The sequence below is a fragment of the Pseudoalteromonas sp. SD03 genome, from assembly GCF_040937955.1.
Classification (GTDB): Bacteria; Pseudomonadota; Gammaproteobacteria; order Enterobacterales; family Alteromonadaceae; genus Pseudoalteromonas; species Pseudoalteromonas tetraodonis.
Genome location: NZ_CP162514.1, coordinates 2,832,070 through 2,844,625, shown reverse-complemented (window position 1 = coordinate 2,844,625; position 12,556 = coordinate 2,832,070). Strand labels below are relative to the sequence as shown.

The window sequence follows — 12,556 nt, the reverse complement described above, 5'->3', positions numbered from 1 at the left end:
CAGTATTTAATCTCGAAGGTTTTAAATGTCGAAAATAAAACACCCTAAATTATTACTTTGCTTATTGCCTGTTTTTGGCATGTTCAACTGTCAAAATGTATTGAGTGCAGACAATCAGCAAGTTAACTGGCCTTATGTGAATACGCAACTTAAGCGTGATCCAGCCGTTGAAAAACAGATTGATAAACTGCTCGCAACAATGACTTTAGAGCAAAAAGTGGCGCAAATGATCCAGCCAGAAATTGGTTATTTAAGTGTAGAGCAAATGAAAAAGTATGGATTTGGCTCTTATCTAAATGGCGGAAATACTGCCCCTTACGGAAATAAACGAGCGGATCAAGCTACTTGGTTAAAATACGCAGATGAAATGTACCTAGCCTCTATGGATTCGACCATAGATGGTATTGCGATCCCGACAGTATGGGGAACCGATGCCATGCATGGGCATAGTAATGTGTATGGCGCTACGTTATTTCCGCACAATATTGGCTTAGGAGCTGCGCATGATGCTGATTTAATTAAACGCATAGGCCAAGCAACAGCAAAGGAAGTATCTGCCACAGGGATTGAATGGAGTTTTGCGCCTACTGTTGCTGTAGTCAGAGATGATCGCTGGGGCAGAACTTATGAAAGTTACTCAGAAGACCCTGAATTAGTTAGGTTGTATGCAGGTAGTATGGTGACCGGTATTCAAGGTGACATAGGCGCTGACTTTTTAAAAGGCAGTAACCGTATTGCCACCGCTAAGCACTTTGTGGGTGATGGTGGCACTGAGCGAGGCGTTGATCGCGGAAATACCCTTATCGATGAAAAAGGATTAAGAGATATTCACAGCGCAGGTTATTTTTCTGCTATTAATGAAGGCGTGCAATCAGTGATGGCATCCTTTAATAGTTGGAATGGCAAACGTGTACATGGCGATAAGCATTTATTAACGGATGTACTTAAAAACCAACTTGGTTTTGATGGGTTTTTAGTAAGCGACTGGAATGCGCATAAGTTTGTAGAAGGCTGCGATTTAGAGCAATGCGCCCAAGCCATAAACGCAGGTGTTGATGTAATCATGGTGCCAGAGCATTTTGAAGCCTTTTATCATAATACTGTTAAGCAAGTGAAAGAGGGGGTAATAGCCGAATCAAGAATAAACGATGCGGTTAGACGCTTTTTAAGGGCTAAAATCCGCTGGGGGGTGTTTACAAAGGGTAAACCATCAGCGCGACCTGAATCACAACACCCGCAGTGGTTAGGCGCTAATGAGCATCGCACTTTGGCAAGAGAAGCGGTTCGCAAGTCACTCGTTCTATTAAAAAACAACGAAAACGTTTTGCCAATTAAAGCGCATAGCCGCATCTTAGTTGCCGGTAAAGGCGCCAATGCAATCAATATGCAAGCCGGTGGCTGGAGCGTTTCTTGGCAGGGCACAGACAATACTAATAGCGACTTTCCAAATGCGACCTCTATTTATGCAGGTTTAAAGTCGCAAGTATTAAAAGCAGGCGGTGAAATAAGCTTAAGTGAGTCTGGTGACTATAAAACCAAGCCAGATGTAGCCATTGTTGTTATTGGTGAAGAACCTTATGCTGAGTGGTTTGGTGATATAGAAATGTTAGAGTTTCAGCATGAAAGCAAACACGCTCTTGCACTGCTGAAAAAACTTAAGGCAGACAATATTCCGGTAGTCACCGTATTTTTAAGTGGTCGCCCGCTTTGGGTCAATAAAGAGCTCAATGCATCAGATGCCTTTGTTGCTGCATGGTTACCAGGCTCTGAGGGTGAGGGAGTTGCAGACGTATTACTAACAGATAAAAACGGTAACAGTCAGTTTGATTTTAGCGGTAAGTTGAGTTTTTCGTGGCCTAAATACGACGACCAATTTAGCCTTAACTTAGGCGATGTAAATTACGACCCGCTCTTTGCCTATGGCTACGGGTTAACTTATCAAGACACAGTAAACATACCTGTTGTGAGTGAAACTACAAGCCCTAAAAAAATCGTTAAAAGCGATGCACACCCATTGTTTGTAAAAAGTTTAGCTAAAAATCTCACTTGGGCGTTAGCTGATACAACAGCAAAGGTTTTAACTAGTGGTTCATCGGCCACCAGTGGCGATAAAAAAAGTTTGTTAATGCAATCGGTTAATTTATCGTATCAAGAGGATGCAAGGCAGTTTAAGTGGCAATCTCAATCCTCAGATGCAACGCTTAGCCTAAGTTACTTAAAACCTACGCTACTCGAACGCAAATTTAAATCAGGTTACCTTGAACTAAAGATGCGATTAGATAAAGCTCCAGAGCAAGGTGCCCAGTTACAAGTAATGTGTAATTTAGATAACTGTTTAAGAAGTATTGATTTTTCATCGTTTGAAAAAACAATGGCAGATAAGCGCTGGCATACTTTATCAATCGCACTCAATTGCGCCGATAGCGAACTGATTGAACAATCTATGTCAGATGTAATTCGTATTTCAGCTCAGCGTTTAAGTTTAGCAGTTGCAGATATCGCGTTGACTGCAAAACCTAATAATGACGCATTATCAATCACGTGCTCAAAATAAATAAGGCAAAGGCAGTTGATAATAAGTAAGCTATTCAACTGCCTTTAAAGTTGGACGTATTAATTTGAATTCCAAAAATCCCAGAAGTCATCTTTTCTGGTTGTTTCAGAGCTGCGGTTGGATTGTGTATGCAATGCTGACCGAGCTAATGATAAAAATACCAAGCGACGAGCCATGGTCGATACACATTCCGCATTTAATTATTGATGTAGCGTGTGGCTTTTTAATCACCTTGCTTTTAAGAAGGGCTTATAACTGCTCAAATAGGCAAGGGATTAAAGTTAAAATAGCACTGCATCTGGTGCTGCTGTTAACTGCCACATTAATCTGGACACAAATTAAATGGGCGTCTTTGCAGTGGTTATATGGCAATTGGTGGCTTTCAATGACATGGTTTGACTTTGGTACATGGACGTCTGCATCGTTAACTATGCTCTCAACATGGACTGCTTTTTATTACGGGATAAAAATATATCTCGACAATTTAGAGCAAACTCAAAAAGCCGCAGAAGCGACACACCTAGCTAAAGAGTCACAGCTTAAAATGCTTCGATATCAGCTTAATCCGCACTTTATGTTTAACAGCATTAATGCTATTTGCACCTTAATCTTAAAAAAAGAAAGTGTGCAGGCAGTGAATATGCTCGAAAAGCTTTGTGATCTTCTGCGCCATAGTTTGTATACCGATCCGCTTGAAAAAGTAGCGATTAAAGAAGAAATTGCCATATTAAAAACCTACTTAGATATAGAGCAATGTCGATTTACTGACCGGTTAGAGGTTAATATTAACGTTGATGAACCATGCAACGATTTATTAATACCTTCTTTATTAATTCAACCATTGGTAGAAAACGCGTTAAAACATGGTATGCGCGCAGATCAAAAAATGGTGATCACAATTAAAGTTGAAAAAACAAAAACCGCATTGCTCATTAAGGTTGCAGATACTGGTAAAGGGTTTGACGATAATAAAAAATCGAAAAGGGGCATTGGCTTGGCTAATTGCGAGCAACGCTTAAAATTAATGTATGGAAATAGCCATCGCATTGAGAAAGGCAATGGCAAATTAGGCGGCGCATGGCTTTGTATTTCTCTTCCTATTAATGGTTTGCAATAATGATTCAATTAAAAACATTACTTGTTGACGATGAATACAGCGCTATTGAAGGGTTGCGTATTCGTTTAGAGGCCTTTGCTGAAATTGAAGTGATTGGCAGTGCACAAAGTGTTGATGACGCTATTAACGTACTTAACAAACATGACGTTGATTTAGTGTTTCTAGATATAGAAATGCCAACAAAATCAGGCTTTGAACTAATTAAATATTTTCAACCAGAAAGCTGTCCAGCGGTTATTTTTGTTACTGCGTTTCACCAGCATGCCGTTAAAGCATTTGAGGTAAGAGCCCTTGACTACTTACTCAAGCCCGTTAAGTTAGCTCGCCTTGCAGAAGCCATAGAAAGAGTAGTAAAAACAGAGCAACTCCACAGAAAAAATACATTGATTGAAGTACACCAATCGCTGATAGAAAACGAACATCAAGAATTAGAAAGCTCAAAAAACTCAGAATATAAATTTGAAGCCGAAAACTTAGTCATCCAAGATGCTAAAAACCCAATTCAAATAATTCCGTTTAAAGATATTTTATGGATTGATGCCGCAGGCGATTATATGTGTGTTCATACACTGGCTGAAACCCATGTAATGCGTGCGCGTTTAAAAGATCTTGAAAAAAATACCTTACCAGAAGACTTCTTACGCATACATAAATCAACCATTGTTAATTTAAGCCATATCAAACAGCTCAACCCATTACGTAATTCTGAATATATGGCGGTGTTAGATAACGAAAAAACACTCAAGGTAAGTAGAACGTACAGTAAAAACTTAAAGAGCTTAATAAAACAATAACGGTGGTTTTTTGGTAACACCACCGCCAACATTTTCAATGTGGACGTATAGCTTACTTACGTTAGAAACACAGTTTCTCATTGCTAAAACCTGCGCGAGGTAAACTCCCGCCTACAATATAAAAATTGCGCTTGCAAAAGGCTCGGTGTTTTATTTTTATTACCTGACCGCTGACCGCTGACCGCTGACCGCTGACCGCTGACCGCTGACCGCTGACCGCTGACCGCTGACCGCTGACCGCTGACCGCTGACCGCTGACCGCTGACCGCTGACCGCTGACCGCTGACCGCTGACCGCTGACCGCTGACCGCTGACCGCTGACCGCTGACCGCTGACCGCTAATTCTTAAAACCTAAGCTGCTCTTTAAACTTAGCTGTGTTATTTTAAATGCCTTGTTTAAAAGGATCTTGCTGTATGTTTAAAACCGTGTTTTTTACCTTCTTTTTTATACTAAGTGCACTTTTTACCGTTGCTACACATGCAAATGAGACTAAACATGCAATCGCCGTTGGTGCAGAGCAATTTGCTTTGTATGCACCCCAATTAAAAAACAAACGTGTAGGGCTGGTGGTTAACCAAACCTCTCTTGTGGGGCAAACGCATTTAGTTGATAGCTTGCTGGCTAAAAACATCAACATCACTAAAATTTTTGCACCTGAGCATGGCTTTCGAGGCGATCACGATGCCGGTGCTCATGTACAAAACGCCGTTGATAGCAAAACCGGTATTGCGCTTATTTCTATTTACGGTAAACACAAAAAGCCAACCCCCGAGTCATTGCAAAATGTAGATGTAATTATTTTTGATATTCAAGACGTGGGCGTACGTTTTTATACCTACATAAGCTCTATGCATTACATGATGGAGGCAGCTGCAGAGCAAGGTGTTGAATTTATAGTACTCGATAGGCCAAACCCAAATATTAGCCACATTGAAGGCCCATTATTAGAACCAGAATTTAAATCATTTGTGGGTATGCACCCAATCCCTGTACTGCATGGTATGACGGTAGGCGAGCTTGCTAACATGATCAAAGGTGAGGGGTGGATCAATCAGGCTCGTGATTTAAAGCTAAGCGTGATCCCTGTTGCCGGCTACAGCCGCACAACGCCATACAGTTTGCCGGTAAAGCCAAGCCCTAACTTACCCAACGATCAATCAATTGCGCTTTATCCATCACTTTGCTTTTTTGAAGCCACTCCTATTAGCATTGGTAGAGGAACTGACTTTGCCTTTCAGGTTATTGGTTATTCACCAGTAGCACTTGGGGACTTTAGCTTTACCCCTCGCTCAATAAAAGGCGCAGCGCTTAATCCTAAATTTAAAGACCAGCTAGTGAAAGGGATTGATTTACGCCATAGTAATATCACAGGCTTAAACTTAAATTATTTAATTAATGCTTACCAGCAGCTTACACAGGCTAAGCAGGTGTTTTTTGAACGTGCCGATTTTATGGATAAGCTCGCAGGTACCGATAAATTAAGGCTCGCCATAGAAGCAGGGCACTCAGCTGAGGAAATTAAACAAAGTTGGCAAGCCGGGCTTAAACAGTTTAAACAGCAAAGAGCGCCTTATTTGCTGTATTAATAAAAGGGATGTATGCATTGGGCTTTAAAAATGATAAACAATAAAACGTACTATAAAGTAGTTATATTGCTGCTGAGCATTATTATTGCGGGCTGTAGTCGCTCTACAGCAATTAAATCAGAGCGCCCTTTAACGGTTAATCATATCAACGCGTTAGCTAATGCGCAGGTGATTGCTACCTTTCCTGAGCCAAATCCCAGCAGCAGAGAATATGTAAATAACCGCGGCACTTTTAAAGCCTACCGGGGCCGTGGACAACTATTGCTACAAAATGTCAGTGCGGTTAGCGCCGATATATACATCAATAATAAAAAGCTCTCTCTTAATGAGCCTTTACGCGCTAACACCGAGTACGACTTTAATTTAGGGCACTATACGCATAACGGCGTGAACACCTTTAAGGTAGAGAATATTCAACCTGCTGGCGGCAGTTTAACCCTGCGCTTTGCATTTGCTACCTTAGAAAATACCGCCACAAAAGAAATCGACTTTAGCCAAGTTGATACCTTAATTGAAAACGATATAAAAGCAGGCTTTCCAGGAGCGGTATTAGCGGTTGTTAAAGCGGGTAAGGTATTAAAATTAACCGCGTATGGCGATGCAAAACAATATCAGCAAAGTGATTTAATGCTACTGCGCCCAGAGCCTATGCAAACCAATACCTTATTTGACTTAGCCTCAAATACTAAAATATTTGCTACTAACTTTGCATTAATGAAGTTGGTCAGCGAGGGGCAGTTAAACATAAATCATACGGTGCATTCATACCTAAAAGAGTATCAGGGTAATGGCCGAGAGCACCGCCAAGTAAAAGACTTACTAACTCATAGTGCCGGTTATCCGCCAGTGTTTGATTTTCATCGAAAAGACACCGCTTACGGCGATGCGTTTTTCTCACAAACAAGCGAAACCACCAAACAGCTATTATTAACAAGTGTGCCATTAACCGCTGAACCTACAGCGCCGCATGTTTACTCTGATATTGATTACATGATTTTAGGGGTTTTAATTGAGCGAATTAGCGGCCAACCTCTCGATGAATACCTAGAGCAGCATATTTACGCGCCTTTAAAACTCAATAACACCTTATTTAATCCGCTTAAAAAAGGTTTTAATCGTCAGCAGTTTGCTGCCACGGAGCTTAGCGGTAATACTCGAGATGGGCGTATTCATTTTGATAATATTCGCACCAATGTACTGCAAGGGCAGGTGCATGACGAACGTGCTTATTATTCGCTCGATGGTGTTGCAGGCCATGCGGGATTATTTAGTAACGCCCCCGATTTAGTTGTGCTGTGCCAAGTGCTGCTTAACAAAGGCGGTTATGGCGATACGCAAATTTTTAACGCCAGTAGCTTAGCGCAATTTTTAACGCCACAAAGCAGTGATGAAACCTACGGGTTAGGCTTTCGTCTTGCGGGAAATAACCAAGCAAGGCGCTGGCACTTTGGCCCTTATGCCAGCGCTCAGGCCTATGGCCACACAGGGTGGACAGGGACAGTTACCGTGATTGATCCGGCTTACGATTTGGCCATTATTTTACTCACTAATGCGCGGCATACTCCTATTAAAGGCACTGAAAAGCGCTATCAATTTGTAGGGAAAAATTTTGAAACAGCGCAATACGGCTCTATTGTGTCGCTTGTTTATGAGGCATTATTAAATCAATAAGCGTTAGTAAGTGACTTAAGTGCTTATATCTATTAAGTTAAGTAAAGCGTCGTCATTATAAAAATAAATAAGGTTTGTTTATGCATTGGTATTCTATTTTACCGCCACTGATTGCCATTGCTATCGTGTTTTGGCGTAAAGAAGTGATTATGGCTCTTTTGGTGGCAGTGGCTTCATCAGAGTTTTTACTGGCCATTCAGGGCGAAGGAAATAGCGTATTTAATACATTTTTAAATACCATAGAGCGCATTATTTCGGTAGCAAGTTCCCCCGGTAATACCCGTATACTCATATTTAGTATTTTAATAGGCGCATTACTGGCCTATATTCGCGAGTCTGGCGGTGTTGCTGCTACCGTTAATTTGCTGATGAACAAAGGCGTTGCTAAAAGTAAGCGCCAAGTAGGCTTTTTAACTATGTTTACCGGCGTAGCGGTATTTATAGAGTCAAACTTAAGTGTGCTTACCTCGGGTATTTTATCTCGCGGTCTGTTCGACAAATTTAAAATGAGCCGCGCGCGTTTAGCCTACATAATCGATAGCACCAGCGCCCCTGTGTGTATTTTAATATTACTAAACGGCTGGGGTGCATTTGTACTGGGCTTGTTAGGTAATTACGAATTAGGCGAGTCGGCGGTATCGGTATTGTGGGGCAGCGTAGGCTATAACTTTTACGCCATAATCACCCTGGTTATTGTTTTTTATACTATTGCGTTCGATAAAGTACATGGCCCAATGAAAGTAGCTGAACAAAAACTAGAGCTACAAACAACCGAACTAAAAGAAGAAGTAAAAGGTTCTAAAGCACGCTTTATGCTAGTGCCATTGCTTACGTTGATTGTGAGCATGGTCGGTTTTATGTTTTACACCGGTAACGGCGTACTTGCCGAGGGCAGTGGGTCAAAATCGGTATTGTACGCCACCGTTTTAGCTATTGTTGTAGCCTATTGTTTAATGATTAGTTCGCGCCAGTTTACCCATCACCAACTTGTTGATACCGGCTTTAAAGGCATGGGCGAATTAATGCCGCTGGTAAGTATTGTATTGCTCTCGCTCACCTTGGGCGCAAGCTTAAAAGAGCTAGGTACAGGCGTGTTTGTCGCATCTTTGGTTGGCGATTACTTACCAATATATTTAATAGTGCCAGTGCTATTTTTAACTGGCGCGGTTATGTCGTTTACTACAGGCACCTCGTGGGGCACGTTTGCCATACTTATCCCCATTGGCGTACCGCTTATTCAAGCGCTTGGTTTACCGCCATCGTTGGTGGTAGGCGCTATTTTAGGCGGCGGGATATTTGGCGATCATTGTTCCCCAATATCCGACACCAGCGCTGTATCTGCCATCGCCTCGGGTTGTGATTTACTCACCCACGTTAAAACCCAGTTACCCTATGCATTAGTAGGCGGCGGTTTAACGTTTGTAGCTTACTTAGTAACGAGCTTAATTGTTTTGTAGGTTGGGTAGAGCGTAGCGAAACCCAACAAAGTGATTGAATTTAAAGCCTGCAAATCTGCAGGCTTTTTTTATAGACTTACTCTTGAACTTTGAGTTGCTTATTTCCTACAACATACAAGGTATCTCCATCCCAGCCTTGGTAAGTTTTAGGGTTCATATAATCTATAACGGTATTATCTTTTGGCAATATACTCATTTTTCCTTTATACGCTATATCTCCGGATACATAATATATTTCACCCAAATATTCATTTGCTTCTAAATTTTTATTTTTTTCTATTAGAACAAATACACCGCCGTCTAAACCACCGACCCAAAATGCTTTATCTGGTACTTCACTAGGCTTATTCGGTATTTCAGGCTCGCTTTGTTGCACATCGCAAGCAGATACAAATATCAAGGTTAATAATAGGAATAGTATTTTTTTCATTTAAACTCTCCCAAGCCTTTAATCTTCAAAGTTTTACTTTTGTATTTGACGGGTTAAAAGTTATTTGAATTTCGCAGCTTTATTAGGTTTTTTGTTAACTCCTCGAATTGAGACCATATTTGAGGATTGTTATATTCGCATGGCAAACCTTACTTCCAAAAGGTTGGAAACCCGCAGCATCTAATTTTGATGCGCTTACAAAGTATAAATCTGCACCCGATTATAACGCAGGTTTCTTATCTCATTATGGTAAAACTAATATTGTGAACGACTTTAATATTTATGCTGAATTTGCCTTTGCTGAACCTGAAAAATTGCGGGAGCTTGCCGCTACCTATCCAATAATAGCTAAAAAGCTAAGTTTGTTTATTAGCGCGTATACGCAGTTTTCGGCTAAATATCAGCAAGGCTTTGAAGATTATTTTGCGAGAACAGGTTTAAGTGATGTTGCTGTGCAGCCTGAGAATTTTGAAATGACTATCCATTTAGATTTAAGCGATCTTAAGCCACAGATAAGCCAATAAAGTTTTTAAGTATTAAATCAACAAAGAAGGGGGAGTCCCCCTTTTTTATGATTCTTATCAATGCTTCGAATGGAAGTTTAACTTTTCATATTTTGCTCGTTTTCTAGATCTTTAAACAGCTCCCCTTGGGGATGTTCAAAAAACTCATCGTCTATTTCTTCGTCATCTACAACCAACATTTGATCTTGCGCGGTAGTTTCTTCAATACGCGGATCCATAGTCGCTGCCAGTGGCGAGTTAGTTACATCTGAAGTACCGACCACATAATCACTGGGTTCAGGCTGCTCTACTTTTTGTTTAGAATTAATAAACGTGAGTAATAAATACATGGTTACGGTTAATAGCGAAATAGACGCATACAATGCTTGGTGACCAAAGTAGCTCATGATCTGTGCGTTAACTGTTGAGCCTATTGCTGCCCCAGCGCCAAAAGCAACCAATAACGCTGATGACACGCCTACGCGTTCTTCGTCTTCAACTCGCGAATTGGCCAGTGCCGAACAAAGCGGATATAAAGTAAAGGCAAACAAACCAAATATAAAGGTGAGTATGTAAGCAATTAACTGTGAGCTTGGTAATAAAAACAATGCCAAACTCACAATGCCTATGGCTATGGCATTAGTACGAATTAATAAACTACGGCGAATACGGTCAGAAAGCATGCCCATTGGCCACTGTGCTAGCAGGCCGGCTAAAATAGTTAGCGACATAAAAATAGCAATTTCAGCGGCGTTAAAGCCAGATAGCTTAGCAAAAATAGGTGCTAGACCATAAAAGCTACCATTGATAATGCCTGCAAAGTGGACCGCGGTAAGCGATTGTGGCACTTTTTTAGCGTAATCAAATAGGCTCATTTTTATCGGTTTTAAGGGTTTTGGGTGAATTCTACGGGTGATAGAAATAGGAATAATACCGATTGCTAACGCCATGCACACCAAAAATAGCGGCGCATAACCTAGCTCAGGAAATTGTGCGAGCGCTAATTGCCCTAAAATCATCCCCAAGTATGAAGTGATCATATAAAACGAGAATACGCGGCCGCGTGATTCGGGGGCTGACTGTTCATTCAGCCAGCTTTCTAGCACCATGTAATTACACATCATACCTAAGCCAACAAAAAGCCTAAGGCCTAACCATATATAAAGATTATCACTCACGCCGTGAGCAGCCACACAGGCTGTCACTGCAGCAGTACTGGCGGCAAAGGTTCTGATGTGACCTACCGATTTAATAAGATGATAGCCAAGTTTTGAACCCAGTAATAAGCCAAGGTAATAACACGAGGTCATTAAGCCTATCCAAAACGTAGACGTGCCTTGTTTACCTAAATAAAGCGCTAAATAGGTAGTAAGTAAACCGGTACCAATAATTAAAAATAAATTGGCAAAGTACAGTGACGGAAATGATTTCATTAAAATGCAAATTATGAGCTAAGACAACTAGATACTAGAGCAAGCGAGAAGGTTTTCCAAGCTGTAAAAGGGAGTTTTATATGGCGCAACCCTATGCAGGCTTTAAATAGAGGTTAATGAATAAAATAATCATTTAATAATATTTTCATTTCACCGTTTTGCAGATATTCGGTAATTTTTTTGTTTATTTTTTCAAAGTCTTTTTTATAGCTTGGGTGGCAAATAATATTATCGTTAATGCTCACCGGTGAGTAGTTATTACTATAGGGTAGATGGGGGTGTATATTTAACGCTTTATAGGCAAAGTTAATATCGGGGTAAAACGCTAATATTAAGTCTACTCGCCCGAGTAATAAAAGTTGTAAGCTTTCCATTTCGCTATTTACTTCAATTACTATTTTGGCTTTTTCTTTTATTCTATCTAGCTCACGACTACTGGGCACCCCTCGAACAATGCTAATAATATCGCTGTTATTAATTTGGCCTACGTTTGAAATAACTCGCTTTGGGTTATTAGAAACCACTTTGATCAGTGCTTTGTTAAAAGGTGTGCTGTGTAAAATGTTTTTAGGTAATGTAATCCCTTCTGAGCCATCAAAGGTGTCCTCACCTGGTGCATAGCAAGCAACAGTTTGTTTTAAAAACTCAAGCTTAGCGCGTTTCATTGGCATGACTTCAATTATGTATTGATCACTCAGTTTTGTATCTGCGAGTGCTTTGGTTAATAACGCATGATAAACCCCTTGGTGTTGATTATTAGCAGCGTGTTGAAACAGTCCACTTAATTCGGCAACAGCAATAATTTGTTTGGCAGCGGCCTTTTGATGCACACAAACCATCAATAAAAATAACCAAAAGTACGATGTAGATAAATACTTACTACTGAGCATGACTTTAAACTAATTTATTTTTTGTAGCTTTAATATAGTCTTTGAGGGCTGAAAATACGACTGGTGATTTAATTAACGCCTCAATTTATACCTATATTACTGCAGAGTAAGCGCTACAT

At 40.6% G+C, this 12,556-nt stretch carries 11 protein-coding genes; 7 read left to right on the top strand and 4 right to left on the bottom strand.

The window, feature by feature from the left end:
* The first annotated feature begins 25 nt into the window (after nucleotides 1–25).
* From ABZP26_RS13280 to ABZP26_RS13270, 3 genes are all read left to right on the top strand, one after another.
* Nucleotides 26–2,554 (top strand): glycoside hydrolase family 3 protein, encoded by a 2,529-nt coding sequence (locus ABZP26_RS13280; protein ID WP_024600784.1) that lies wholly within the window; start codon nucleotides 26–28, stop codon nucleotides 2,552–2,554.
* A 133-nt stretch (nucleotides 2,555–2,687) separates the two neighbouring features.
* Nucleotides 2,688–3,671: a sensor histidine kinase gene (locus ABZP26_RS13275; protein ID WP_029750249.1), complete on the top strand. Its 984-nt coding sequence runs from the start codon at nucleotides 2,688–2,690 to the stop codon at nucleotides 3,669–3,671.
* Nucleotides 3,671–4,465 (top strand): LytTR family DNA-binding domain-containing protein, encoded by a 795-nt coding sequence (locus ABZP26_RS13270; RefSeq protein WP_024600782.1) that lies wholly within the window; start codon nucleotides 3,671–3,673, stop codon nucleotides 4,463–4,465. Before ABZP26_RS13275 ends, ABZP26_RS13270 begins: the two co-directional genes overlap by 1 nt.
* 61 nt (nucleotides 4,466–4,526) lie before the next feature.
* Here ABZP26_RS13270 and ABZP26_RS13265 read toward each other — a convergent pair whose 3' ends face one another.
* Complete coding sequence (locus ABZP26_RS13265) at nucleotides 4,527–4,808, bottom strand: hypothetical protein (RefSeq protein WP_368485621.1); 282 nt, start codon at nucleotides 4,806–4,808, stop codon at nucleotides 4,527–4,529.
* A 72-nt stretch (nucleotides 4,809–4,880) separates the two neighbouring features.
* Here ABZP26_RS13265 and ABZP26_RS13260 point away from each other — a divergent pair, with 72 nt between their 5' ends.
* The 3 genes from ABZP26_RS13260 to ABZP26_RS13250 all read left to right on the top strand — a co-directional run bounded on the left by ABZP26_RS13260 (nucleotide 4,881) and on the right by ABZP26_RS13250 (nucleotide 9,181).
* On the top strand, nucleotides 4,881–6,053 hold the full coding sequence (locus tag ABZP26_RS13260) for an exo-beta-N-acetylmuramidase NamZ domain-containing protein (RefSeq protein WP_024601561.1): 1,173 nt from the start codon (nucleotides 4,881–4,883) through the stop codon (nucleotides 6,051–6,053).
* A 12-nt stretch (nucleotides 6,054–6,065) separates the two neighbouring features.
* Nucleotides 6,066–7,724 carry a penicillin binding protein PBP4B gene (pbp4b, locus tag ABZP26_RS13255; protein WP_368485058.1) on the top strand — a complete coding sequence of 553 codons (1,659 nt, stop codon included), beginning with the start codon at nucleotides 6,066–6,068 and terminating at the stop codon, nucleotides 7,722–7,724.
* Nucleotides 7,725–7,804: 80 nt separating this feature from the next.
* Nucleotides 7,805–9,181 (top strand): Na+/H+ antiporter NhaC family protein, encoded by a 1,377-nt coding sequence (locus ABZP26_RS13250; RefSeq protein ID WP_368485057.1) that lies wholly within the window; start codon nucleotides 7,805–7,807, stop codon nucleotides 9,179–9,181.
* Nucleotides 9,182–9,257: 76 nt separating this feature from the next.
* Here ABZP26_RS13250 and ABZP26_RS13245 read toward each other — a convergent pair whose 3' ends face one another.
* Nucleotides 9,258–9,611 (bottom strand): hypothetical protein, encoded by a 354-nt coding sequence (locus ABZP26_RS13245; protein WP_368485056.1) that lies wholly within the window; start codon nucleotides 9,609–9,611, stop codon nucleotides 9,258–9,260.
* Nucleotides 9,612–9,730: 119 nt separating this feature from the next.
* On the opposite strand from ABZP26_RS13245, the gene ABZP26_RS13240 reads away from it, so the two are divergent.
* On the top strand, nucleotides 9,731–10,135 hold the full coding sequence (locus ABZP26_RS13240; protein ID WP_368485055.1) for a hypothetical protein: 405 nt from the start codon (nucleotides 9,731–9,733) through the stop codon (nucleotides 10,133–10,135).
* A 77-nt stretch (nucleotides 10,136–10,212) separates the two neighbouring features.
* Here ABZP26_RS13240 and ABZP26_RS13235 read toward each other — a convergent pair whose 3' ends face one another.
* Both ABZP26_RS13235 and ABZP26_RS13230 read right to left on the bottom strand, forming a co-directional pair.
* The gene (locus ABZP26_RS13235; RefSeq protein ID WP_058155210.1) at nucleotides 10,213–11,547 is read right to left on the bottom strand and encodes an MFS transporter; all 1,335 of its coding nucleotides are present in this window, start codon (nucleotides 11,545–11,547) and stop codon (nucleotides 10,213–10,215) included.
* A 113-nt stretch (nucleotides 11,548–11,660) separates the two neighbouring features.
* The gene (locus ABZP26_RS13230) at nucleotides 11,661–12,437 is read right to left on the bottom strand and encodes a hypothetical protein (RefSeq protein ID WP_024601439.1); all 777 of its coding nucleotides are present in this window, start codon (nucleotides 12,435–12,437) and stop codon (nucleotides 11,661–11,663) included.
* Nucleotides 12,438–12,556 lie beyond the last annotated feature (119 nt).